Here is a 25,597-nt window from a genome sequence, read left to right on the forward strand (position 1 = left end):
CCGAATCGGTACTTAGCAGTAGAGTAGCTGAAAATCACTTAAATAGCAATAGCAAAAGATGAAAAATTATCACATACCCAATCCTAATTCTTGTCCCCCCTCCTCCCTTTCCCCGCTTAATTCTTGTCCCCCCTCCTCCCTTAATTCTTGTCCCCCCTCCTCGCTTGCGGGGAGGGGGTTAGGGGGTGGGGTTTCTTGGCAAAGCCCACCAGAAATCTGGTCAAAACTGAAACCTTTAGCCAGACAAATGCGGACAGAAGCCACATTAGCAGAAAAGCAACTTTGGCAAAGATTAAAAAATAAGCAACTACTGGGTTTTAAGTTTCGTCGTCAGCAGGTGATTGATAGATTTATAGTTGACTTTTATTGTCACGAAGTCAAATTAGTAATTGAAGTAGATGGAGAAATTCACAATTATACTCAAGTAGAAGATGCTATTCGAGAAGAGTTTTTAGAGTCTTTGGGTTTGCGGGTGGTGAGGTTTAAGAATGAGGATGTTTTGTTCAGGATAGAGGGGGTTTTGGAGGAGATTGTCCAGTGGTTAAAACCCCACCCCTAGCCCCTCCCCGCAAGCGAGGAGGGGGACAAGAGAGAAAAATTGTCCAGTGGTTAAAATCCCGTAAGCGAGGAGGGGGACAGGAGAGAAAAATTGTCCAGTGTTTAAAACCCCGCAAGGGAGGAGGGGGACAGGAGAGAAGTGGAGTTATGTTCAAAAATCAAGGAGATAAAGTATCATGTCAGAAACTAAACCCCGTGATGTACAAATATTGCCTATTGGTACAGATACCATAATATTGCGATCGCGCAGTTGGGCAAGATTAAGATTTGAAATTGAATATGCTTTAGCTAAGGGAACAACGGCTAATTCTTATCTCATCCAAGGCGATAAAAATGCCCTTATTGACCCCCCTGGCGAAACTTTTACCGAAATCTACCTCCAAGCTTTACAACAGCGGTTTAACCTCAAAAATCTCGATTATGTGATCCTTGGTCACGTTAACCCCAACCGGGCTGCGACGTTAAAAGCTTTACTGGAAATTGCACCCCAAATTACCTTTGTTTGTTCTAACCCAGGAGCGATAAATTTACGCGCTGCTTTGGAAAATCAGGATTTATCAATTCTGGTTATGCGCGGGGAAGATACCCTCGATTTAGGTAAAGGACACCATTTACAATTTATTCCCACTCCTAACCCCCGTTACGCTGACGAACTTTGTACCTGGGACCGGCAAACAGAAATATTATTTTCTGATAAACTATTTGGGGCGCATATTTGCTCAGACCAGGTTTTTGATGAAGGTTGGGAGGTGTTTAATGAGGATAGACGCTATTATTTTGACTGTTTAATGGCACCTCACGCTAAACAAGTCGAAACAGCTTTAGAAAAATTAGCAGATTTGTCCGTGCGAATGTACGCTACGGGTCATGGTCCAATTGTCCGCTATGGTTTAATTGACATTACCAAAGGTTACAGAGAATGGACTAAACAGCAAACCTCCGCTGATATGACTGTGGCTTTAATTTATGCCTCAGCCTATGGTAATACTGCAACTTTAGCACAAGCGATCGCTCGCGGTATCACTAAGGCTGGTGTGAGTGTCGAGGCCATTAACTGCGAATTTACCGAAGCCGAAGAAATCAAAGCCGCTGTGGAAAAATCCGCCGGTTTTATCATAGGTTCACCCACCTTAGGAGGACACGCACCCACACCGGTGCAAACAGCGTTAGGAATAGTCCTCTCAACTGCGACTAATAATAAATTAGCGGGGGTATTTGGTTCTTTTGGCTGGAGTGGGGAAGCGGTTGATTTAATTGAAGGTAAACTTAAAGACGCAGGATACAGATTTGGTTTTGACACCATTCGCGTCAAATTCAAACCCAATGAAGTCACCTTACAAACCTGTGAGGAAGCGGGAACTGATTTTGCTCAAGCATTGAAAAAAGCGGCGAAAAGATTAGTTGTAGCTAAACAACCTGCTACAAATGTAGAACAAGCCGTGGGGCGCATAGTTGGTTCTTTGTGTGTAGTTACAGCAACCGAAGGAGATGTTAAAACGGGAATGTTAGCTTCTTGGGTGACACAAGCTAGTTTTAATCCACCTGGTTTAACTATTGCGGTTGCTAAAGACCGGGCTATGGAAAACATGACGCACACAAATAACAAATTTGTCGTTAACATCTTAGCGGAAGGGAAGGAAATCCGTAAGCAGTTTATGAAGGTTTATGCTCCCGGACAAGATAGATTTGCGGGTTTAGACATTCAAGAAGCCAACAATGGAGGTATTATTATCAATGGAGCGTTGGCTTATCTAGAATGTTCTGTGCAAAGTCGCATGGAAGCTGGTGATCATTGGTTAGTTTATGCGACTGTTGATGATGGTAAAGTCTTAAATCAAGATGGTGTCACAGCGATACATCATCGCAAATCAGCGAGTTATTATTAACACCTTACGTCTTAGCCCCTCTAGGATTAGATAGAGGGGTAATTTTTTTACGCTATGATGTAAAACGTCTGCTAATATTTTTGATCACTTTAAATGATGCTTGATTTTCAACAATTAGAACCTCAAATACCAAATCATCAAACACAAAATATTGAAATTGAACATATTAACACCCAAATATACCAGCACTTTGCTGATAAATTCTGCATAGAAGATGTTCTCAACCGGAAGATTGTTAGTTTTCAGGCTAATAAACTTAAACCTATTTACCGATGGTACAAATATAAAGAAGCTTTTTCTGCTTCATTGGTAGAATATTTACTAGATAAATATATAATCGAATCTGGCGACATATTAGACCCTTTTGCTGGTAGTGGAACAACTTTATTTGCAGCTAGTAATATAGGATTAAATGCTGATGGAATTGAATTACTCCCTATTGGAAAAGAAATTATAAATACTAGGCTCATCTTAGAACAAGAATTTACAGCAGATGATTTCACAAAAATTTTATATTGGTCTAAAAATTGTCCTTGGGAGAAATCAAAGACTCAACAAAATATTCAAGAAATAAAAATTACGACAGGTGCATATCCTCAAGAGACATTAAACGAAATTCAAAAATATATCGGTGCTTACCAAAATGAAAATTGCAGAGTCAAGCAAGTATTACAATTTGCACTATTATGTGTTTTGGAAGCAATTAGTTACACTCGCAAAGATGGGCAATATTTACGTTGGGATTATCGTTCTAGTCGTCAACAAGGTAATATACCTTTTAACAAAGGAGAAATTCTCAGCTTTAAACAGGCAATTAGTATTAAAATTACGGAAATTTTAGCAGATATTCAAACTGGTAGTCAACAAGGTGAACTTTTTCCCAGTAAAACTAAACAAGGTGGGATTCGTTTGTTTACAGGTTCTAGCTTAGATATAATGCCACAATTGCCAAATTATTATTATGATGTAATTCTTACTTCTCCTCCTTATTGCAACCGTTATGATTACACTAGAACTTATGCTTTAGAACTCGCTTTGTTAGGAGTAGGACAAGAGGAAATAGTCAATCTTAGACAACAAATGTTAAGTTGTACAGTTGAGAATAGACCGAAAGATCTATTAGCAATTAATTCTCAATGGTCAAATGCTATTTTGGCTACAGATAAACAGAAATTACTCCAAGTTATTTTGCAATATTTGGAAGAACAAAAATCCAAAAAACAATTAAATAATAATAGTATTCCGAGAATGGTAAAAGGTTATTTTTATGAAATGGCTTGCATAATTTATGAATGTTATCGAGTCATGAAACCACAAGGGCTGATGTTTATGATTAATGATAATGTGCGTTATGCTGGTGTGAGTATTTCAGTGGATATGATTTTATCGAATATAGCTGAGTATCTGGGATTTAAAGTAGAAAATATTTTAGTTTTACCCAATACTAAAGGCAATAGTAGCCAGCAAATGGGGCTACATGGACGTGATGCACTGAGAAAATGCGTTTATGTTTGGAGAAAAGTTTAATTTCATCAAATTAAGGTAACTAAAATTGGCATATAAAAATCATTTAAATACAGGTCTTGATTTAGTAACAGCTTATGATAAAACTAGAGCTGGTTTTGTTGCTTTAGCTATTGAAAGAAACCGTCGGGCTACACCATTGATTGATCAAGCAAGAGTATTAAAAACTATTGCTTCTCAAGTTAATAGTCCTGCTGATTTAATTAATCTGGTAGAAATACAACCTGCTTTATTAGCTGCATCTGGAATTTCTGATAAAGCGAGAGGTTATTTACAGCCACAGGATACTCAAGTTGACTCGATCTGTCACTGGTTAATCAGTTTATAGGATTTCCTAGAATACAAACTATTTTACCCGCTTTTGTCCTCGTACTTGAGGCCGAGCCTCATCAACTGCATTCCTAGTCAGAGACTAGGAACGAGAGCAAGATCTAATCAAAATTACCAGCTTTAAAAATTTGTTCAGCAGTCAACTTTAATTCTGGGAAAGTTGATGATATAATCAATTCACTACCTGTAAATTGACTAACTTGGTATTCTCCCTCTATCAGTTGATGAATGGAAATAGTTGGTTGTTTAGGACTACCAATAAACCTTTTACTTCCCAGTGCTAAATAATCCACAATCCAATATTCAGGAATACCTAATTTTTCATAATCTCCCAGTTTTTTATAATAATCATCTTGCCAATTTGTACTCACAACTTCAATAACTAAAGGAATAGAATCAGGGTCAGAAATTACTGCTGATTTTCTCCAGTTTGGGTCATTGGCTAGAATGTTTCTATTGATTACTAACACATCTGGGAAATAACTAGATTCGCTTCCTGGTGGTTTAACAAAAGTAGTTTTTGGGATTCCATAAGGTAGATTCAAGCGTAAATACTCAGCCGTGATTCTCTCAGCTAAAAAGCAAATAATATCTTCATGAAAACCTACCGGTGGATTCATTTCAACTATTACTCCATCATGTAATTCATAGCGTCCCTTATCAGGTAGCCATTCTATAAATTCTGCAAAAGTTACTATTTTTGGTAAGGCTTGAAGCATAATTTACTTACCTTTGTAAATTCAAAATTCTTCAAATTGCAGCGACTCCTAGAGGGAAGGATGGTTGTAGGCGAGTAGAAATAAGTCTAATCTCATTATTATATTGTGTATATACAACCACTAATATTTGACCAAGAGCATCCATTTTCCAAATTTAACCATGTTTTATTTTAGTTATTTTAGTTATTTTAAAATTGCTCGTTCCCGATTTTATCATTGAACTTAGATCAAAAACCGATAGACTCAAAACTGTTGATTAACCCTGCCAGAAAAAATGCAGGAATATATATATAAATAATGGTTTACAATTGGGCTGGTTAATTGACCCCCAAAATCAATAAGTAGAAATTTACAGAGTGGAAAAACCTGTATAAATTGTTCAATTTCCCGTATTGCTTTCTGGAGAGGGCGTATTACCAGGACTTGAATTGCAAATAATGTAGAAAATTAACACTAAAAAATTACCCACCCCGCGAACGGAATAGGCAATCTTTTCAAAACTCAATCACTAAAAGTCTTAGCTAAATTCAGCTTAATAGCGACCGCCACCGCCACCACGGTTGCCACCGCCACCACCGTAGCCGCCACGTCCACCGCCGCCACCGCCAAAAGAACCACCTCTGTCTTCTTTGGGTTTCGCCTTGTTCACTTTTAAGTCACGTCCCATCCATTCTGCACCATCAAGAGCTTCAATAGCGGCAGTTTCTTCAGCTTCACTACTCATTTCCACAAAACCAAAGCCGCGCAAGCGACCTGTCTCACGGTCTGTAGGAAGTTGAACACGTTTCACAGTACCGTAGGTTGTAAAAACTTCACTGAGAGCATCTTGTGTAACTTCGTAAGAGAGGTTACCCACGTAAATTGACATAGAATATTTCCAAAATCATAAGATTGTAGAGATTTAGATTTCGGAGAGGAGTCTGTATATACCAAAAGGGAAAGCCTGTCAATACTAACAACAAACATTACTGCCGAATTAATTTCCACACCCCCATCATTACACAAAAAATCTTAATTGTGCAAAGAAGTTTAAAAAATGTTATAAAAAGTAATATTTACTATTTATGAGCAGCCATTAATTAACTTTCCCCCCCGCAACTCAACCTTAAACCTAAGCTTATCGCCGCTTTTCCAAATATTTACCAATCTCAAATGTTCACCAGTGCTGAAAATAATGCTTTTTATGGTGCAATATTTACCACCAATGATTTTAATTGATTCCTCAAATACCGAATTATTGCCTTGAGTTCCCCAACAAATATTTTAACACAGGGTTTTAGGATTGGTTGACACTTCCGCGTCTTTAGTCACCTAAATGATAAAAATTTATTGAAACCATTATCAGTAGGGTTTGCTAAAAAAGTTGTCTGTGGAGGTAGGCAAAGTTATCCAAAAATTCCCCTATTTTAAGCCTTATTTAGATTTTGCGCTTTTACCTAATTGTAATGCTTTTTATCTGAATCCTTTATTATTGAAAGCAGGTTCTCGCGTTGATCTCCATATTGATCGGTCTTTGCGTTCCTATTGTAAAACTGTTGAACCTCCCGCATTTGTAAGCGTGCTTTATGTGCGTGTACCAGAGGATATGCAAGGGGGAGAATTAGTGCTAAAATCGCAAAAACGCCAAGTTGGACAAATTAAACCCCAAACCAATTGTTTAATTTATTTTCAGGGTGATTTAACTCATTCTGTGAATGCAGTTACAACTGTGGGAAATCGGTTAAGTCTTGTGTGTGAACAGTATAGTTTGAGTGAAGATGAACTTGAGGAAATACCACAGTTTACATTAAAGTCGAGGGCTAATCAAGGGAATGGGAAAAAACAAAGGAAGTAAGTTATAATATCAACAATTTATATATTGTTTAAGTTATGAAAATCATTTCACTGCGACTCAAGAATAATTTTTTAGGTTGGGATTTTGATGAAGTTGATTTTTCATCAAATTTAACTCTTTTGGTAGGTGTTTCTGGTGCAGGTAAAACTCAAATCTTGCGTGCAATTCTAGATTTGAAAAGCATTGTAAATGGAAAAGCAATAAATGGTTTGGAATGGAAAATAAATTTTTATACTGTAAATAATACTGAGTTTATTTGGGAAGGTAGTTTTGAAACTATTGAAACGGATGAATCAACTTTTTATGAAGGCGAAAATGAAGATATCTTTTATGAAGATGAAGATGATTATCCTTCATTATTGTATGAAAAATTGACTTCACAAAATGATGTAATAATTGAAAGAAGTCCAGAAAAAATAAAATTTAAAAATATAGAAATGCCCAAGCTTTCTTCATATCAATCAATAATATATACATTGAGAGAAGAAAGTATGATCAAAGAAGCTTATGATGCTTTAAATAAAATAGAATATCGTGATCAGACAAGAAACGGACTAAACGTATATAGAATATCCGACAAACCATTGCATTTTCTTACAAGTAAATATAAAACTTTAGAGAGTATAATCAATAGTGATGAAAATATCCATGCAAAATTATATTTTGTACATGAAAATAAGCTGAATATTTTCAATAAAATTAAGTCAAAATTTATTGAAATTTTTCAACAAGTAGAAGATATAAAAATTAAGCTTCTGCATACACATCATACATCAACTGGTCGTCTTTTTATTCCTTTTATTTTCATAAAAGAGAACTGTGTACCTCAATGGATTAGAGATGATAAGATGTCTTCGGGTATGTTACGGACACTTATTCATATTAGTGAAATATATCTTTCAACTCCGGGAACTGTAATATTAATTGATGAATTTGAAAATAGCTTAGGGATAAATTGTATTGATATATTAACTGATGACTTAATTCATGAAAATAAAAATTTACAATTTATAGCTACCAGTCATCATCCTTATATTATCAATAATATTCCTTATGAATATTGGAAAATCGTTACTCGTAAAGGTGGACACATTAATATTCGTAATGCGTCAGATTATCATTTAGGTAAATCTAAACAAGAAGCATTTCTTCAATTAACTAAAATTCTCGAAAAACAATTATGAATTTCTATTTTGTATTTGAGGGGAAAACGGAAGCGATTGTTTATAAAAAGTGGTTATCTGTACTTCTTCCAAATTTAACGGAAGTGGATAGTTTTGATACTGTCAGTCAGAATAACTATTATTATGAAAGTGATATGGGTGTTCCTGACTGTTATCGAGTTGCTGCTAATGCTATTCAAGAAATTAACGAAGTACCAAAATATGACTACTTGGTGCTATTCACAGACGCAGATAGGTTGACTATTTCCGAGAAAAAAGCAGAAGCATTCGAGAAAATTAAACTCAATTTACAAAATAAACCTTTTCAAACTTTACCAGAAAATTGTCAATTAGAAATTATTATCCAAAAAGTTTGTATTGAAACTTGGTTTTTAGGAAATAGAAACTTTTTTGTTAGAAACCCACAAAACAACGAAATTTTAAAAAAATATATCAAGTATTTTGATGTCAGTCAAAGTGATCCTGAAGATTTAGCAAGTGAGTTTGAACAAAACGAAGAAAATACACGAGAGATTTTTGGATATAAAACAAAAGCTTTATTTCATGAAGGTTATTTGAGAGAGATTTTCAAAGAACGTAATTTATCCTATAGTAAATCTAGACCAAAAGAAGTACAAGAAAAATTTTATCTTGAACAATTATTAACCAGAATTAAAACAAACCCAGATCATTTACATAGTTTTCAAAAGTTCATAGAATTTTGCTCAAAAATAGATGTGCAAGAAAATACATAAAATATAATCCTACACTAATCCTATTCGGTGCAGTGTAGGACTATCATAACTTTTAACCCACCGAGATTATTTGTGGTCGTGTTGCTACTTTTTCCAGGGCTGCAAAAACTTCTTTTCTAGCCCATTGATCTGCGTTTAAAATGTCATCTAAAGTGGGATTTTGTTGGTTATCATGTTGATGGCGATCGCAGACAAATTCGATACATTTAGGAATATCTAAAAATTGAATTTTCTCATCCAAAAATAACGCTACAACTTGTTCATTTGCCGCATTTAATACAGCGGGCATAGAACCACCAGCCCTACCAGCAGCATAAGCTAAACGCATACAGGGATATTTTTGATGATCTGGTTCACGGAAAGTTAAATCACCAGATTTGACTAGATTCAATCTTTCCCAATTAGTGTAAATTCGTTCTGGCCAAGATAAAGCATAAAGCAAAGGTAAACGCATATCTGGCCAACCCAGTTGGGCTAAAACTGAGGTATCTTGTAATTCTATTAATGAGTGAATAATACTTTGGGGATGAATGACAATTTCGATGTTGTTATAATCTACCCCAAATAAATAATGAGCTTCAATGACTTCCAGACCCTTATTCATCAAAGTTGCAGAATCTACGGTGATTTTTCTTCCCATTGACCAATTAGGATGTTTAAGAGCATCCGCAACTTTTACAGATGCTAATTTTTCTACAGGCCAATCTCGGAAAGCACCACCGGAAGCGGTAAGTAATATCTTCCGTAACCCATCTTTGGGAACACCTTGGAGACATTGGAAAATGGCGGAATGTTCGGAATCTGCTGGTAATAATTTCACTCCATGTTTTTCCACTAAGGGTAAAACTACGGGAGCGCCAGCAATCAGAGTTTCTTTATTGGCTAAAGCAATATCTTTACCAGCTTCAATGGCGGCGATAGTCGGTAATAAACCCGCACAACCAACAATACCAGTAACAACGGTTTGAGAATCGCCATAACGAGCAACTTCTATCACTCCCTGCTCTCCAGCCAGTAAAATGGGTTGGGGATTTAAATCTTTAATGGCTTCTTTGAGTTCTGGTAATTTATCAGCAGCGGAAATGGCGGCGATTTCCGGGCGAAATTGACGAATTTGCGCCGCAAATAACTCCACATTTCTTCCAGCAGCTAATCCAACAATGCGGAACTTATCTGGGTGTTCAGAGACGATATCTAGGGTTTGAGTACCAATTGAACCAGTAGAACCAAGTAGGGTAATGGCTTTCACAATTTTTTAAGAATTAATAGATAATTTTAACTATAAATGCCTTGGGACTCGTTGATCAGGGGAATTTCTACAATCATCAGACTTACTGACCAATTGCAAATTGTAGGTATATTTAGATGAATCTACATGATATGATTTTAATCATAATTAAACGCAGATAAACGCAGATAAACGCAGATACATGAATGGATTTCATGATTCCGTGGAGTTTTAGATGAAATGGGTATTAATGCTACATTAATTAATCTCTATGACAACCTTTGCTATTTTCGCCATTAATGCTTAACATTACTTAAAAGTAACATCAAATCAGGAAAAACAAAAGCCTATGGTTAAAGCACAAATAGCGATCGCTTCTCTTCGAGACGCTGCCCGTAGCTTGCCTATAATCGCTACCAGCATCGCTAAATTTATTTGGACGGATGATTTCTTATTTCCTGCTTCTATGTGGTTTTTAAGTCGTCTATGGGTGGGGATTTCTATGTTGCTGATTGCTCCCAATCTCCCCCCATTACCAGATGGAATTACGCCCCATTTTGGCTGGGGGATTTTTAACGTTTGGGATACTGTACATTATCGGGCGATTGTTACTGAAGGCTATGAATTTGTTGATGATGGTAAACAACATAATTTAGCATTTTTTCCCCTGTTTCCTGTCAGCATTTTTATGTTCATGAAATTGGGTTTTTCCTTTGAAATAGCTGGATTAATCATCAATAATTTAGCATTTTTAGGTACAGTTTATTGTTTATATTCTTGGGTAAAAAAACAATGTGGCATCAGTGCAGCCCATTGGACAATTGCTGTCATAACTTGTTGTCCCATGTCTTTATTCACAGGAGTAATTTACACAGAAGGTTTATATTTGTTATTGAGTACAATAGCTTTACGTTCCTTTGATCAAAAACAATATATTTGGACAGCAATTTGTGGAGCAATGGCAACAGCAACACGCCCCACAGGCATGGTATTAATACCCGCATTTTTAATCACAGCTTGGCGACAAAATAAACCACCAATTGCCTATATAGCAGGTTTATTATCCGCTACAGGTTTATTAGTATTCAGTGTGTATTGTGGGCTAAATTTTGATAATTTTTTAGCCTTCATTGCTGCACAAAAAGGGTGGCGGCCTTCCTTCGGTTTTGATTGGGAAGGTTGGTTAAATATGTTTATGCAAATTCCTTTTGGCAACAATTGGTATTTTGGTTGGGTGGAAAATGATGAAGGTGGAGTTAAAGACTTTTGGTATCCGCTGTTTTTCAGTTTAATTGTCATTAGTTCTTCTTGTTTATTCTATTGGCGTAAATATTTCCATCCCCAGATATTCCGTGCTGCTTATGTCATAGTCATATTATTATTAATAATTGCAGACCAAGGATTAATAAATAATTTGCTCAATCTATCTATGATATTAGGTAGTAGCTACCTGTTATGGTATTTCCGTCAGCAACTAACTCCCATTATGGTAGTTTATGGTTTTTGTGGTATTGGTTTACTTTTAGCTTCTGGTGGGACAATTTCCTTAAGTCGTCTTGCTTATGGCATTGTACCTCTGAGTGCAGCTATAGGTATCTGTTTGTCTCGTTATCCCCGTCAAGCTTATTTGATTATGGGTTTGTTTATCACCTTACTTGGTAAGTTAGCAATCGGTTTTGCTCAAGAAATTTGGGTAGGATAAAATACAGAATAAATCTGAACTAGGAATCAAACAAAAAATTCAGAAATTAAGTGTCTGTATTTAAATTCAACTAAATCAGCCGCTTTCCTAGAAACTTCCTCCGCTTGATCAGGATTCGTGACTAAAGTAGCTAATATAGCTAACCCCATAACACACTTGTGTTTATTCATGATGTATTCAAACGTTATATAAAACATGAAAAACGAAATTATCTTGAGCTAGAGACTATCCAAAAGTGAGTTGATCTGGGATAATAGTAAAACTTCTACTGAATCTTGAATCTGACTGACTTTGGTTATAGAAACATTTTCCCCCCATGTATGTCACAAAATTTAATTTCTTTTATTCTGTGATATACAATATAACTATAGATCTGACATATTTTCTTATAAGTGTCAACCCTAAAACCGGGGTTTATATTTTCATGGCACTTACGTAGATGTAATACTTGTCCGATTCATACTTATGACACAAAATCACCAACCTTAATTTAGATATCAAAAAGTCACACAAGTGAACATGAAACTGATGCAATCAAAACCAAGAATGAATCAACAAGAGTTTGAGCGCGTATTCGACAATCTCACGGAACGACGCAGAAACGTATTAAAAAAGATACTAATGGGCGAAACAGATGCGGATATAGCTGAATCTATGAAGATTGGAGAATCATCCGTGAGAAAATATGTTGAAAGAATATGTCTAGAATTTGGACTCAATAATGAGCCTTCTGATAGCCGTCGCTATAAACGGTCAGAGTTAGTTACATTGTTTGCCAAATACAAACCTGAGTTACTGAGTGAAACTAAAACAGGCTCGAAGAAGGAAATACAACAGATTGCAGATGAAAGTAACCCAAGTATTACCGAATATATCTTGCGCTTGGTATCCCTTAACCAGCCAATATCGGAGGATTTACAAAACTTACTAAATCGTATTAAGTTTCATGAACAAGAAAGGAAACAAGTTGCTAAGTCTTTAAATGAGATAGGACATAAAAATTATCTCAATAGCAACTTTACAATTGCGGTATCTTATTTAGAATTAGCAGTTGAATTTAACCCAAACTATGGTGCTGCTCATTATAATTTAGGAGCAGCTTATGAAAAGCTAGATAATTTGGATGGCGCTTGTTATCACTATCAGATTGCAAGTAAATATCAAAATCGCGCTGCTGATGCTGCTGTTAATAATTTAGCTCGGTTACAAATTCTCCGAGGAAATAGTATGGCGGCAGTAAAAATTATTGAACCACTTTTGTCAAAGGTTAAAGATAAAGCAGTGGAAGTCACATTGTATAAAAACCTTGGGTGGGCATATTTTCAGCAAAATTATTATGAACAAGCAAAACAAAATTTACTTATGTGTCTACAATTAGAAAACAATTATCCTCCGGCTTATTGCTTGTTAGCACAGCTTCAAGCAGCACAGGGAGATCACCAAAGTTCTAGAGAATCATGGCGAACTTTCCTAGAATTTTATTCCCGTGAACAGCAAGAAAAAAAAGTTCGTGGACAATTACCAGAATTAGAAGTGTGGAAACTTGATGCAGTCAGAATTCTTAATTCTCAAGCTGACTAATTTAGATAGAGCAGTTACTCAGAAGCCTGTCAAGCATTTCCAGAATTTCAGAAATTAAATATACAACATATTTGATCATGGTGAGGTACACCTCACCATGACTAAATTCGCTGCATCATTTCTCCTGGGTGGCGAAAAAGCCATATTTAACTAGGTGGGACGATCGGATCATCATCCTCATCCCCTATGTGATCAGCTTGTGTAGCATAAGCACCCTGTAATAATGGTGATCGTACTTGTATTAAGCTCCAGGTATCATCTTCTCTGTTGACCTTCACAACGGGTGCTGCTGAAATTTTTTGATGATCAAGATTAGCTGTTAATAAATGTTGGTAGGCCATAGTAACCTCTTTTTTTGTCCCTATATAAAAAGTATCTATGACGGCCATTTGATTGTCATCACTAAGTTATTTAAGTGATAAACTTAATAAAGTTAATAAAGTTAATGCAAATTAAGATACAATCCAGAATATTCTGTGGAGGGAGAACTGGACTATGGATGAATTGGTCATACTATTAAAAGATTGGGTGCAGCGCTTAAAAGGAATAGATTTAAATTTAGATCCTTGTGAAGAAGCAATTTTAAAATACTCTTTGGCAGGAAAATCCTACAGCCAGATGAGTGATGATATTCCCAATTACGAATTGAGTACCATAGCGAATATAAAAAGTCCCAAGTTATTCAAACGCTTAAGGGAAGTGACAGGGACAAATATTAACAAAAAAAATTGCAAGTTAGTTTTAACACAACTGTTAGAAAAAAATAATCAACAAGCCATAGCAGGAAAAAATAACCATCTTTCACATATAAATTTGCATGAAGCACCAGATTTCAGTGATTTTTATGGCCGTTCTCAAGAACTGAGTGATTTACAAAGATTGATAGTCACAGAACGCCTTCGTGTACTGGGGGTTTTGGGCATGAGCGGAATTGGCAAAACAGCACTTATAAGAGAGTTAGTTGAAAATATTCACAGTCATTTTGATTATGTTATTTGGAAGAGTCTTGAATATTCCCCTGGGTTGGAAGAGATTTTGGCTGCCATAGAACATTATTTCCCATTTAACAATTCAGAAACAAATATAAATAATAAAATTAGTCATCTAATTAATCACTTGAATCAGCATCGTTGTTTGCTAATATTTGACAAATGGGAAGCAGTAATAGAAAATGGTGAAGAATCCCTAAACCAACGACAAATTTACCCGAATTATGAAAATTTTTTAAGAAAAATTGGGGAATCAAAACATAAAAGCTGTTTGATTTTTACCAGTATACAAAAACCTAGAGTCATGGATTTACTTCTCAGCAGACAAAATATTAGTGAGTTGTCATTATCTGGATTGAAAAATCAAGAAGCCAAAGCTCTATTGACAAATTTGGGTCTTTTTGATCCCGGAGTTGAAGCACTGATTAAATGCTGTCAAGGACATCCATTAGCTCTCAATTTGGCGGCTGAAATGATTAAAAATATTCATAATGGTCACATTCTTAAATTGCTGGAAGGAACAATTTTTATGCACGATGCCATGCTTGGCATATTAGATAAACAATTTTCCTATTTGTCAAATTTAGAAAGAAATATTATGAAAAAATTAGCTGCTGAAGCAGAGCCTAAATTAACACATCAAATATTTAAATATTTTCCATCTCAACCCCACGCATATATTATTCAAGCTGTCAATAATTTATGGCAAATTCGTTTAATTGAAAAGGAGGAGATACAAGAATATCAAGCCCTTTGGGTGCTAAATCCTTTAATTAAAAAATATATAAAAAGACGTTATCACTAAAAGGCCAACTTAAATGGGAAGTTTCCACGAAAAAATCCGTAGAGGCTCAATTTTGACAAAAAGCTAAAAAACTTTGAGGAATGGGTGATATAGCCATGGAAACTGCTATATCCTATGATGCTACTGGGGCTATTTTTGTCTCGATTATTAACTACGATTTTATCATGTTAGATTGTTTATAAAATGATAAAATATTCAAATAAATTAACGTTTTATTAAGCCAAGAGGAAGAAAGCCATGATTGAATCAGGAGATATTATTAATGCTCGCTATCATGTCCTTAGAGAATTAGGGGATGGAGCTTTTGGCAAGACTTTTGAAGTAAAAGATACCTTTATTGGTGATGATAAAGTTATTAAGGTTTTGAAGTTAAATAATTCTAGTAATCAGAGAGTAATTAAACTTTTCATCCAAGAACATCAGGTTCTAGAAAAATTAGATCATCCGGGAATTCCCAAGGTTGAAGCAGATGGTTATATTACCTTTCGCTGTACTCACACTGAGGATATATTACATGGTTTAGTCATGGAGAAAATTACCGGAGAAGACCTGGGAAAATGGCTAAAAAATAACCGAATTACTAATACAACACAAGCGATAAATTGGCTAAAACAATTACTTGATATTTTAGCTCACGTTCATAGTCGAAATTACTCTCATCGGGATATTAAGCCAGATAATATTATGTTAAAACCTGATGGTCAATTAGTATTAATTGATTTTGGGACTGTCAAAGAATCCATTCAAAAATATGAAAAACAAACTACTCCCTCTACAGTCATAGGAACACCAGGGTATAATTCACCAGAGCAAGAAAATCTCAGCCACATAAATTGTACATCCGATCTTTTTTCATTAGGTCGTACCTTTGTTCATCTCCTCACAGGTATTTATCCTGGATATGACAACTTTCTGAAAAACCCACGAACTGGAAAGTTATTATGGCGAGATAAAGCACCAGAAATTTCAGAAAGATTCAAAGTTATAATTGATTGGTTAATAGAATATGAGCCAAGAAATAGACCACAAAATACCCAACAAATTTTGGATTTACTCGACGAAACAAGCGAAAATATATTTCCAGTACCAATTGTGTTTTTAAGCCTTGCTCTTAATTTCGTTTTTCTGACTTTACTAGCTATGGGAGTTACATTAACTCTAGGGTGGAAAGTTTTATTCCTCCTTGTTATCTGTGGGGTTGGTATTTTTTTGGTTACGCCTTTGATTAAGTATCTATTATGAACTACCCCTTTAGATTTTATCTAACTAGCAACTTACATTAGTGTTATAACTGAAATGAAGCCGTCAAAGCCACCGCTAAAGCATCCGCAGCATCATCTGGACGAGGAATTTCATCTAAATCTAACTCGCGCATAACAGCTTCTTGTACTTCTGCCTTATCTGCCTTACCGTAATTTGTTAAAGCCTGTTTAATTTGAGGAGGTGCAAATTCTACATAAGGAAGTTTACGCTGTCCTAAAACTAACATTAACACACCTCTGGCTTGGGCAACGACAATAGTATTAGCCATGCGATAAAAAAATAATTTTTCAATTGCGACTAAATCTGGTTGTATTTCTTCCATAAGAGTGTTTAAATCATCAAATAAAATACATAGTCGTTGACTCATTTCCATATCCGCATGAGTGCGAATGACACCAAAATCAATCATCTGTATCTTTATCTCCTGTGCTGTATTTGCACTTTTTTGCCAATTAATCGCCCCAAATCCCACAATTGCTAGTCCTGGATCTATTCCTAAAATCCGCTTTTCCATATAATTCTGTATGATGGTAATTTTCCTAACTACTGACTTTTTGCTCTTGCAAATACAAAGGGATTACAGCGAATTTCAGGTAAATGAACCACGGTTTTTGTTTCGCGCAATCTCTCTTAGAGATCCCGAAGGGTAGCCGCAAAGTAAGGAAGGCGCAAAGGAAGAAGGTAATCAAAGTCTGGTTTAAATCGCCGAAAACTGCTGTAATAATTCGGCGTTGCTGATTAAGGGTATGAATTTTAGTCTCACGCAAAGGCGCAAAGACGCCAAGGTAAGAGTTTTAAAGGTTAAATTTGGGAATTTTTCTCCTCAATTCAGCAACGCCAATAATTCTTGTGATTTCCCCTCTAGACTGGGGAGTCGATGATGTAAAGTTTTTGTTAAATATTCTTTGTACTAGCAATCCCTATTAAGTAAGTATGTTCAGCGGTTTTTTCAAACGAGCAATTAATTCGTTACAATTACAATCCCATGGTCGCACTTCCCACCGCATTAACCAATGGTTTAAATGGTTATCCCCCGGGTTAGCGGTGAAACGTTGGTTACTTATCAGTGTTGGGGGTGTGGTGTTAGCCAGTTTGGGGTTGGCCATTTGGGTAAAATTAACCCCAATTTTTTGGATACTAGAATTTCTCAGAGACCTTTTAGCGTTTTTTGCGGACATTTTCCCTAACTATATCAGCGGTCCTCTACTCCTGCTATCTGGTGTTTTGTTGTTGTTGTGGGGACAATACCGCACTGTAGGTTCAATTACAGAAGTATTAAGACCGGAAGGTGAGGAGGAGGAATTGATAGATGTTCTTTTAGCTCACCGTCGTTTATATCGAGGTCCCAAAATTGTTGTTATTGGTGGTGGTACGGGACTTTCCACTTTACTCCGAGGCTTGAAAACCTACAGTGCTAATATCACCGCTGTTGTTACTGTAGCAGATGATGGTGGTTCTTCGGGTAGATTACGGGAGGAATTTGGTGTTTTACCTCCGGGGGATATTCGTAATTGTTTAGCAGCATTAGCAGACGAGGAAAGATTGCTAACAGAATTATTTCAGTATCGTTTTCGTGCGGGAGATGGATTAACAGGCCACAGTTTTGGTAATTTATTTTTAACTGCTATGACTGATATTGCTGGAGATTTAGAACAGGCTATTGCTGCTAGTTCTAAAGTTTTAGCAGTGAGAGGACAAGTTTTACCTGCTACTCTTAGTGATGTCAGACTTTGGGCAGAATTGACAGACGGCCGACGCATTGAGGGTGAATCTAATATTCCCAAAGCTGAAGGAAAAATCGTCAAAATCGGTTGTATTCCTGAAAATCCCCCCGCATTACCCGCTGCAATTAAAGCTATTGAAGAAGCTGATTACATTATTATTGGACCTGGTAGTCTTTATACTAGCTTAATTCCTAATTTGTTAGTCACAGAAATTGCTGATGCGATCGCTGCTACTGATATACCTCGCATTTATATCTGCAATATCATGACTCAACCAGGAGAAACTGATGGATATAGTGTTTCTGACCATATTCAAGCTATAGATAAAGCTTGTGACAATAAAAAATTATTTGATGCTGTGTTAGTTCATAAAAAAATACCCTCAGCCCAAGCACTGATTCGTTATGCTCAACAAAATGCCCACCCAGTTTTTTTAGATAGAGAAGCTGTTATTCGATTAGGACGGCGAATCATTCCTGCTAATATTTTATTTGAAGATGAAAATGGCGCTGTTCGTCATGACCCCCAAAAGTTAGCTAAGGTTCTACTGAAATGGTATAGTGGAGCGCATCACAATAAAAAGTAAGTCTTTAATTTGATGCTGTCATTGCTAATTAATAAAACTACATTCTGCATCAATAAACAATTGCTCACGTTTAAAAAACAATTACTCACGATTAACAAACAATCGCTTACGATAAGCACCCATTAAAAATAACATAAGACAAATGACCAAAATTTTTCTTCCAGACTTAGAAGCGACACAGCAATTAGGTATTAATCTTGGAAAAACCTTAAATGCGGGAAGTGTAATTTTATTGTCAGGTGATTTAGGTGCTGGTAAAACTACCTTAGTCCAAGGTATTGGTAAAGGTTTGGGAATAATTGACCCTATTGTTAGTCCTACTTTTACTCTAATTAATGAGTATACAGAAGGAAAAATTCCCCTTTATCATTTAGATTTATACCGTTTAGAACCCCATGAAGTGATAGGTTTAAACTTAGAAAGTTACTGGGAAGGAGTAGAAGTCACACCGGGAATTGTAGCAATTGAATGGCCTGAACGAATGCCTTATTTACCAGATAGTTATTTGAAGATACGTTTAAACCATGGTGAAAATGGTCAACGTCAGGCCGAAATTACCGAAATAAACTGACAGAGGCAACAGGCAAGAGGCAAGAAAGAAAAAAATAAATATCTCCCTCTTACCTCTTACCCATTACCTATTACCCATTACCTAACCATTGACAACTGACTAAAACTATAAAAAAGTCAAAGCTTGTCCGCGAATTTGGGTATTTAACCGACCATGATCATAAACAATTTCACCACCAACAATAGTTGTGACAGGCCAACCCGTCAAATTCCAACCTTCAAAAGAACTCCAACCACACTTACTTAAAACTTCTTCCCGTTTAACTTCCCGGTAATTTTTTAAATCTACCAAAACTAAATCAGCATCATAACCAGGGGAAATTTCTCCCTTATTGGGGATACCATAGGCTACAGCTACCGCTTTAGACATCCATTGTACAACTTGGGCAACAGTACATTTTCCTGCCATAGCAGCGGTTAACATTAAAGGTAAAGAAGTTTCTACACCGGGCATTCCCGAAGGAGTGTTAGGGTAGGTTTGAGCTTTTTCTGCTAAAGTATGGGGGGCGTGGTCTGTAGCGATAAAATCAATAATACCATCCCGTAAAGCTTGCCAGAGAACTTCATTATCGTGGGGCGATCGCAAAGGGGGATTCATTTGTGCTAAAGTACCAATAGTTGCATAGGCACTAGTATTTAAAAGCAAGTGTTGGGGTGTTACCTCTGCTGTCACCCAACTGGGTTTATCATGACGCAGTAACTCCGCTTCCTCTGCTGTTGACATATGTAAAATATGCAAGCGGCGCTGATACTTTTTAGAGAGTTTTAACGCTAATTGGGTAGCTAACAAAGCAGCTTGATTATCTTGAATTTGGGAATGAATAGCCAGATCTTCAATACCCGCAAACTCTTGTTTGCGTTGATTAATTCTAGCTTGGTCTTCCGCATGAACAGCAATTAAACGATTTCCCTGGGCAAAAATCGCCTCTAGTACCTCCTCCTGGCTTACCAATAACTGTCCGTGCATTGACCCCATAAACACCTTAATTCCTGGTGTCGGACTAGCAGAAAGTAAATCTGGTAAATTATCTCCCGTAGCCCCAATAAAAAAGCCATAATTAACTAAGCACTTACTAGCAGCCCGCTGTAACTTGTCATCTAAAGCCGACTGACTAATGGTTAAAGGTCTTGTATTCGGCATTTCTAAAAACGAGGTGACACCCCCTTTAGCACAAGCACAACTGGCTGTAAACAAGTCTTCCTTGTGTTCTAAACCTGGTTCGCGGAAATGCACCTGGGGGTCAATTACTCCTGGCAACAAAGTTAAACCCCGTGCGTCAATTTCATGAGTAGGAGAAGCACTAGTAATTTCTTGACCTAACTGGACTATTTGTCTTCCCTGAGTCAAGACATCGCCAATCATTGACTCACCATTAGGTAGAATAATTTCAGCATGACGAATCAGTAAACTTTGCGTAGTTGACATGGATGTACAATTTTTAAGTATTTATTTATGGATCATAGATAACTTTTTCTTGAATAGGTTTATTGCAAGTCAAGTCAGCTAAAAACCTGAGTGTTTATAGTTGAACACAGGAAAATACTAGATTTTTGACTTGATTTACCTACCATTTGCCCCATCTCGTTAAGATTAATAATATCAAGTCTCTCTGTCTGAGTTCCATACTAGTCTCTTAAAATACTTCAACAATTTCATGCCAAATCAAGCGTCTGATAAAAACTCTAGCCAACAACCTGATAATTCCTGGATAGTAGAGCTAAGTAAAACGATGATCTTGAGTGTCTTTCTAGCTCTGGGAATTCGTACCTTTGTCGCTGAAGCCCGTTGGATTCCTTCTGGCTCTATGGAACCAACTTTACATGGTGTTAAAGACCAATGGAAAGCGGATAAGATTATCGTGGATAAGGTGAAGTATAAATTTGCTGACCCCCAGCGCGGAGATATAGTAGTATTTTCACCACCAGAAACAATAGAGAATAATCCTAAACGGGAAGCATTTATTAAAAGAGTAATTGGTTTACCCGGTGAAAAAGTGGAACTTAAGGCTGGTAAAGTATATATTAATGGCCAGCCTTTACAGGAAAATCTTTATCTATCTTCTTCTGTGCGGACATTCGTTGAGACTTGCAATAGCAGCGATCCCCAGCCTCCTTTCTTGGCTAAACCCGAAATTATTCCCCCAAATTCCTACTTAATGTTAGGTGATAACCGAAGTAGTAGTTATGATGGACGTTGTTGGGGCGTTGTTCCCCGCGAACATATTATTGGTCAGGCTGTAGTTCGTTTTTGGCCCCTCAACAAAATTGGCTCAATTGATAAATCTCCTGTTTATCCATCTGCAAAACCATGAAATGATACCATATAAAGTCATATAAAGGAAGTTAGGAGGCGGGAAAACCCGCCCCCACAGAAGTCAAGCTAAGGCTACCGGGGCTATCAATACATATTTTGTATTTGTTGTCAAGGCATAAATCCTATTACTAATCAAATCAATTTTCTTGATTACAGGCTGCAATTTATAGTCGAATAAAAGCATAATGGAAGTGTGACTGATTTATTAGCCCCTTTACAATCCCTAAAACAAGGTAATTGGTTCAAATTAATTTGCGGAGCCAGTTTCCAACACCTTCCTGCGGTCAGAAATTTAACATTGGCCTACACTTTGGCTGGTGCTGACTGTATAGATGTAGCAGCCGATACGGCGGTGATTGCCGCCACTCAAGAAGCTTTAATGGTAGCCAAGAGTTTGGCCAAGGTTGCCCAGAAGCGGGGCTTTGCCTTTACAGGTAATTTGCCCTTGTTAATGGTCAGCGTCAATGATGGTGAAGATCCCCATTTTAGAAAAGCTGAGTTTAATTCTCAACACTGTCCCAGTGATTGTCATAAACCATGTGAAAAAATTTGTCCAGCCCAGGCAATTTTATTTAACAATGCCAAAGATGAGCTATCGGGAGTAATTAGAGAAAAATGTTATGGCTGTGGCCGTTGCGTTCCCATCTGTCCCTATGGGATAATTTATACAAAATCTCATGTGTCAACGCTAGGGGAGGTTGCACCATTGATCATGTCCATGGGAATAGATGCTGTAGAAATTCATACTCAAGTAGGGCGGTTGGCAGAATTTCAACGGTTATGGGCGGCAATGACACCTTGGGTAGATAAATTAAAGTTAGTCGCTATCAGTTGTAATGATGGAGAAGGACTAATTGATTACCTAAAAGCAATTTACGATTTAATTGTCCCCCGTCCGCAGTTTTTAATTTGGCAAACTGACGGGCGTTCCATGAGTGGTGATATTGGTAATGGTACAACCATAGCCACTGTGAAATTAGGACAGAAAGTTTTGACAGCAAACCTACCGGGATATGTGCAGTTAGCAGGAGGCACTAATAGCTATACTGTTCCTAAATTGCAAGGCATGGGACTACTAAATGATTTTGGAGGCCAAGATCACAATCCCCAATCCAAAATAGCTGGGGTTGCCTATGGTAGTTATGCCCGTGTATTGCTGTCATCTATTCTTGACCAATTAGAAAATAAGGAGGTGATTAACACTGATAGTCAAGGTAACAGCCGCTTGGAAGCAAGACCAGAATTACTTTGGGAGGCTGTAAAGCTGGCCCATACTCTCGTTTCCCAGATTAAGTCTGGGCGTTTACGCTAATCACTCCAACCATATCTCTAAAAACGTCAGTCACCAATTATTGCCATGACGATTACAGAAGATCTCCACAAGTTGTTAGACATTTTACCCCAAGACCTGCAACAAAAACTAGAGAATCATCCTCAAGGACATAATTTAGTTGAGGTAGTTTTGGATTTAGGTCGTCGTCCAGAAGCTCGGTTTCCCCATGGAGCGGAGTATCTGAGCGAAACACCGGTCACTCAAGCACAGATAGATGATTGTATACAAAGAGTTGGAAATTTTGGAGGGGATAATCGGGCAGGAATTGAACAAACTTTACATCGCATCAGTGCTATCCGCAACCGTAGTGGTAAGATTATCGGTTTGACCTGTCGTGTCGGCCGGGCGGTATTCGGAACAATTGCCATGATCCGCGATTTGGTGGAAACTGGTCAATCAATTCTGATGCTCGGTCGTCCCGGTGTTGGTAAAACCACGGCTTTAAGGGAAATTGCCCGCGTGTTGGCCGATGACTTAAATAAGCGAGTGGTGATTATTGACACATCTAATGAAATCGCTGGAGATGGTGATGTTGCTCACCCTGCCATTGGTCGGGCCAGACGAATGCAAGTTTCTCAGCCAGAATTACAACATCAAGTCATGATTGAGGCTGTGGAAAACCATATGCCAGAAGTGATTGTAATTGATGAAATTGGCACGGAATTGGAAGCTTTAGCAGCCCGTACTATTGCGGAAAGAGGGGTACAATTAGTGGGAACTGCCCACGGTAATCAGATTGAAAACCTGATTAAAAATCCGACTCTATCTGATTTGGTGGGGGGTATTCAGGCTGTTACCTTGGGAGATGATGAGGCTAGACGACGTGGTTCGCAAAAAACGGTTTTAGAACGCAAAGCTCCGCCTACTTTTGACATTGCTGTGGAAATGTTAGAACGACAACGCTGGGTAGTTCATGACTGTGTGGCTGATACGGTTGATACTTTGTTACGTGGTCGTCAACCTAACCCACAAACTAGAACCGTTGATGATCAGGGTAAGGTGGGTATTGCTAGACAGTTGGCTGTGGTCAATGGTGGTAATGGCCACGTGACTAAGGTGGAAGAGTCTTTCTTGGCTGCTAAACCCAATGGTTGGCGTTCTTCTGGACAAATGGTGGCTTTACCACCTTTATCTATGGAAAGGGAAAGACCGACGGGACGCAGCGAATTTGACCGCTTGTTAGATGAATCTTTCAATTACTCAGAAAGTATTAATTTTCCCAGCCGCAAACCAGCAGGTCCCAATGGGGAAGATTTGCCATTACATATTTACCCTTATGGGGTGAGTCGTGATCAACTTGAACAGGTAATTAATGTGTTAACTTTGCCTGTGGTCTTGACAAAAGACTTAGATAGTGCTGATGCTATTTTAGCTTTGCGATCGCACGTCAAGAACCACGCTAAGTTACGACAAATGGCTAAAGCCCGTAATTTACCGATGTTCATGATTAAGTCCAGTACAATTCCCCAAATTACTCGCAGTTTACGCCGACTCCTGAATATGGATGATCCAGATATTGGCGATAACAGAGAGTTACAATTGTTACTACACAATGGTAGCGATGATGAAATGGACGCTTTGGAAGAAGCTAGACTTGCTGTAGAGCAGATTGTTATTCCTAAAGGTCAACCTGTGGAGTTACTACCCCGTTCTTCCCAAGTGCGGAAAATGCAGCATGAGTTAGTAGAACATTATCGCCTCAAATCCGACAGTTTTGGCGATGAACCAAATCGGCGGTTAAGAATTTATCCGGCTTAAGTTCTTGATCATTTTCCCCTTTTCTGCATTAAAAACCCAGGTTTAGTTACCCCACGAAAGTCCCCCATTGTCAAGGTGGGGAAACCGGAATCTAGTCCCCTCTCCTTAGCAAGGGGAGGGTTAGGGTGGGGTCAAGGGTAGGTTTTTTACATTGAGATTTATAATAGGGAAAGACAAGGCAGACAAGGAAGGAAAGTGGACAAGGAAGAAGAACCAAGAAAAATTAAAACCCATGAAGATTTAGGGATATATCAAAAAGCGTTTAATGCAGCAATGACAATTTTTGATTTATCAAAACAGTTTCGGAGGTAGAAAGATATTCCCTGACTGACATACGTCGTTCTTCTCGTTCAGTGTGTGCGAATTTTGCAGAAGCTTGGAGAAAAAGAAGATATAAAGCCTCATTTATAGCTAAATTAAATGATTGTGAATCGGAAGCAGCCGAAACCCAAGTGTGGCTAAAATTTGCAGTGAAATGTCAATATATTTCCGTAGAGGAAGGAAGAGATTTATATAGTACATACAATCAAGTTCTAAGTGGATTAGTAAAAATGATTAATCATCCAGAAAGTTGGTTAATAGGTAATAATTGAGTATTGTTCTCAATGGGAAATATAAATGACAGTGGCATAAAACTCGTTTGACAGATCCCAAAAGGGCTGAAAGATTATGGTTAGCTATTGCTGTAGCTACACTGTGGACTCTCTGAGTTGGTAGTCATATCAATCAACAGAGGTATAACTTCCTTGTCTACTTTCCTTCCTTGTCTTCCCAGTCTTACCCTGACGACAATGTAAAAAACCTACCCTTGTGAGGGGGTGGGGTAAAAACCTTATTTATCCCAGGAGTGCATTTTATGAAATTCAATCGTAGTCAAGTTAAAAAATACCTGCAATTAGCTGATTTTACATCGCTTTTTATTGAAGAACTAGGTTGGGATTATGCTGATATTTCTCCTATTTATTTAAACGTCAA

Annotated in this window: 22 protein-coding genes and 2 pseudogenes; 17 read left to right on the forward strand and 7 right to left on the reverse strand. The window is 37.4% G+C overall.

The genetic code is table 11. From position 1 onward, the window contains the following. Positions 1-226: 226 nt before the first annotated feature. The 4 genes from H6G25_RS21360 to H6G25_RS17715 all read left to right on the forward strand — a co-directional run bounded on the left by H6G25_RS21360 (position 227) and on the right by H6G25_RS17715 (position 4,296). A complete protein-coding gene (locus H6G25_RS21360; protein WP_277881758.1) occupies positions 227-559 on the forward strand; it encodes a DUF559 domain-containing protein in 333 nt (110 codons plus the stop codon). A gap of 175 nt (positions 560-734) precedes the next feature. Next, the gene (locus tag H6G25_RS17705) at positions 735-2,444 is read left to right on the forward strand and encodes a diflavin flavoprotein (protein WP_190393621.1); all 1,710 of its coding nucleotides are present in this window, start codon (positions 735-737) and stop codon (positions 2,442-2,444) included. Between the two features lie 93 nt (positions 2,445-2,537). Then, entirely contained in the window at positions 2,538-3,971 is a 1,434-nt protein-coding gene (locus H6G25_RS17710) for a DNA methyltransferase (protein ID WP_242035011.1), read from the forward strand. 25 nt (positions 3,972-3,996) lie between these two features. Next, positions 3,997-4,296 (forward strand): AvaI/BsoBI family type II restriction endonuclease, encoded by a 300-nt coding sequence (locus H6G25_RS17715; RefSeq protein ID WP_190393622.1) that lies wholly within the window; start codon positions 3,997-3,999, stop codon positions 4,294-4,296. Positions 4,297-4,399: 103 nt separating this feature from the next. Here H6G25_RS17715 and H6G25_RS17720 read toward each other — a convergent pair whose 3' ends face one another. Then, positions 4,400-5,017, reverse strand: coding sequence for a Uma2 family endonuclease (locus H6G25_RS17720; protein ID WP_190393623.1), 618 nt, complete (start codon positions 5,015-5,017; stop codon positions 4,400-4,402). A 532-nt stretch (positions 5,018-5,549) separates the two neighbouring features. Beyond that, positions 5,550-5,885 carry an RNA-binding protein gene (locus H6G25_RS17725; RefSeq protein ID WP_190393624.1) on the reverse strand — a complete coding sequence of 112 codons (336 nt, stop codon included), beginning with the start codon at positions 5,883-5,885 and terminating at the stop codon, positions 5,550-5,552. A gap of 522 nt (positions 5,886-6,407) precedes the next feature. On the opposite strand from H6G25_RS17725, the pseudogene H6G25_RS17730 reads away from it, so the two are divergent. From H6G25_RS17730 to H6G25_RS17740, 3 genes and pseudogenes are all read left to right on the forward strand, one after another. Next, positions 6,408-6,851, forward strand: a pseudogene (locus H6G25_RS17730) (2OG-Fe(II) oxygenase); the annotation flags it as partial. 35 nt (positions 6,852-6,886) lie between these two features. Next, entirely contained in the window at positions 6,887-8,035 is a 1,149-nt protein-coding gene (locus H6G25_RS17735; protein ID WP_028085121.1) for an AAA family ATPase, read from the forward strand. Next, the gene (locus H6G25_RS17740; protein ID WP_028085120.1) at positions 8,032-8,769 is read left to right on the forward strand and encodes a hypothetical protein; all 738 of its coding nucleotides are present in this window, start codon (positions 8,032-8,034) and stop codon (positions 8,767-8,769) included. Before H6G25_RS17735 ends, H6G25_RS17740 begins: the two co-directional genes overlap by 4 nt. A 52-nt stretch (positions 8,770-8,821) precedes the next feature. Here the strand turns inward: H6G25_RS17740 and H6G25_RS17745 are convergent, their stop codons facing one another. Next, the gene (locus H6G25_RS17745) at positions 8,822-10,018 is read right to left on the reverse strand and encodes a 1-deoxy-D-xylulose-5-phosphate reductoisomerase (protein WP_190393625.1); all 1,197 of its coding nucleotides are present in this window, start codon (positions 10,016-10,018) and stop codon (positions 8,822-8,824) included. 328 nt (positions 10,019-10,346) lie between these two features. Here H6G25_RS17745 and H6G25_RS17750 point away from each other — a divergent pair, with 328 nt between their 5' ends. After that, positions 10,347-11,699, forward strand: a complete 1,353-nt coding sequence (locus H6G25_RS17750; RefSeq protein WP_242035012.1) for a hypothetical protein — start codon at positions 10,347-10,349, stop codon at positions 11,697-11,699. Between the two features lie 26 nt (positions 11,700-11,725). On the opposite strand, the gene H6G25_RS17755 is transcribed toward H6G25_RS17750, so the two are convergent. After that, on the reverse strand, positions 11,726-11,869 hold the full coding sequence (locus tag H6G25_RS17755) for a hypothetical protein (protein ID WP_190393626.1): 144 nt from the start codon (positions 11,867-11,869) through the stop codon (positions 11,726-11,728). Positions 11,870-12,227: 358 nt separating this feature from the next. On the opposite strand from H6G25_RS17755, the gene H6G25_RS17760 reads away from it, so the two are divergent. Then, positions 12,228-13,280, forward strand: a complete 1,053-nt coding sequence (locus H6G25_RS17760; RefSeq protein WP_242035013.1) for a LuxR C-terminal-related transcriptional regulator — start codon at positions 12,228-12,230, stop codon at positions 13,278-13,280. A 146-nt stretch (positions 13,281-13,426) separates the two neighbouring features. On the opposite strand, the gene H6G25_RS17765 is transcribed toward H6G25_RS17760, so the two are convergent. Continuing rightward, positions 13,427-13,621: a hypothetical protein gene (locus H6G25_RS17765; RefSeq protein ID WP_190393628.1), complete on the reverse strand. Its 195-nt coding sequence runs from the start codon at positions 13,619-13,621 to the stop codon at positions 13,427-13,429. 154 nt (positions 13,622-13,775) lie between these two features. Here H6G25_RS17765 and H6G25_RS17770 point away from each other — a divergent pair, with 154 nt between their 5' ends. Both H6G25_RS17770 and H6G25_RS17775 read left to right on the forward strand, forming a co-directional pair. After that, positions 13,776-15,074 carry an NB-ARC domain-containing protein gene (locus tag H6G25_RS17770; RefSeq protein WP_190393629.1) on the forward strand — a complete coding sequence of 433 codons (1,299 nt, stop codon included), beginning with the start codon at positions 13,776-13,778 and terminating at the stop codon, positions 15,072-15,074. A gap of 237 nt (positions 15,075-15,311) precedes the next feature. After that, entirely contained in the window at positions 15,312-16,316 is a 1,005-nt protein-coding gene (locus tag H6G25_RS17775; RefSeq protein ID WP_190393630.1) for a serine/threonine-protein kinase, read from the forward strand. A 43-nt stretch (positions 16,317-16,359) separates the two neighbouring features. Here the strand turns inward: H6G25_RS17775 and ruvC are convergent, their stop codons facing one another. Then, entirely contained in the window at positions 16,360-16,851 is a 492-nt protein-coding gene (ruvC, locus tag H6G25_RS17780; protein WP_190393631.1) for a crossover junction endodeoxyribonuclease RuvC, read from the reverse strand. Positions 16,852-17,270: 419 nt separating this feature from the next. On the opposite strand from ruvC, the gene H6G25_RS17785 reads away from it, so the two are divergent. Both H6G25_RS17785 and tsaE read left to right on the forward strand, forming a co-directional pair. Next, positions 17,271-18,647, forward strand: coding sequence for a gluconeogenesis factor YvcK family protein (locus tag H6G25_RS17785; RefSeq protein ID WP_190393632.1), 1,377 nt, complete (start codon positions 17,271-17,273; stop codon positions 18,645-18,647). 142 nt (positions 18,648-18,789) lie between these two features. Next, complete coding sequence (gene tsaE, locus H6G25_RS17790) at positions 18,790-19,218, forward strand: tRNA (adenosine(37)-N6)-threonylcarbamoyltransferase complex ATPase subunit type 1 TsaE (protein ID WP_190393633.1); 429 nt, start codon at positions 18,790-18,792, stop codon at positions 19,216-19,218. Between the two features lie 105 nt (positions 19,219-19,323). Here tsaE and H6G25_RS17795 read toward each other — a convergent pair whose 3' ends face one another. Continuing rightward, complete coding sequence (locus H6G25_RS17795; protein WP_190393634.1) at positions 19,324-20,643, reverse strand: dihydroorotase; 1,320 nt, start codon at positions 20,641-20,643, stop codon at positions 19,324-19,326. A gap of 229 nt (positions 20,644-20,872) precedes the next feature. Between H6G25_RS17795 and lepB the strand changes: the two genes are divergently transcribed. The 4 genes and pseudogenes from lepB to H6G25_RS17815 all read left to right on the forward strand — a co-directional run bounded on the left by lepB (position 20,873) and on the right by H6G25_RS17815 (position 25,215). Then, a complete protein-coding gene (gene lepB / locus H6G25_RS17800) occupies positions 20,873-21,529 on the forward strand; it encodes a signal peptidase I (protein WP_190393635.1) in 657 nt (218 codons plus the stop codon). 195 nt (positions 21,530-21,724) lie between these two features. Next, a complete protein-coding gene (locus H6G25_RS17805; RefSeq protein ID WP_190393636.1) occupies positions 21,725-22,843 on the forward strand; it encodes an LdpA C-terminal domain-containing domain in 1,119 nt (372 codons plus the stop codon). A 45-nt stretch (positions 22,844-22,888) separates the two neighbouring features. Next, positions 22,889-24,622 (forward strand): R3H domain-containing nucleic acid-binding protein, encoded by a 1,734-nt coding sequence (locus H6G25_RS17810; protein ID WP_190393637.1) that lies wholly within the window; start codon positions 22,889-22,891, stop codon positions 24,620-24,622. A 195-nt stretch (positions 24,623-24,817) separates the two neighbouring features. Further along, a pseudogene (locus H6G25_RS17815) lies at positions 24,818-25,215 on the forward strand (four helix bundle protein). Positions 25,216-25,597 lie beyond the last annotated feature (382 nt).

The sequence above is a fragment of the Dolichospermum sp. FACHB-1091 genome, from assembly GCF_014697585.1.
Classification (GTDB): Bacteria; Cyanobacteriota; Cyanobacteriia; order Cyanobacteriales; family Nostocaceae; genus Dolichospermum.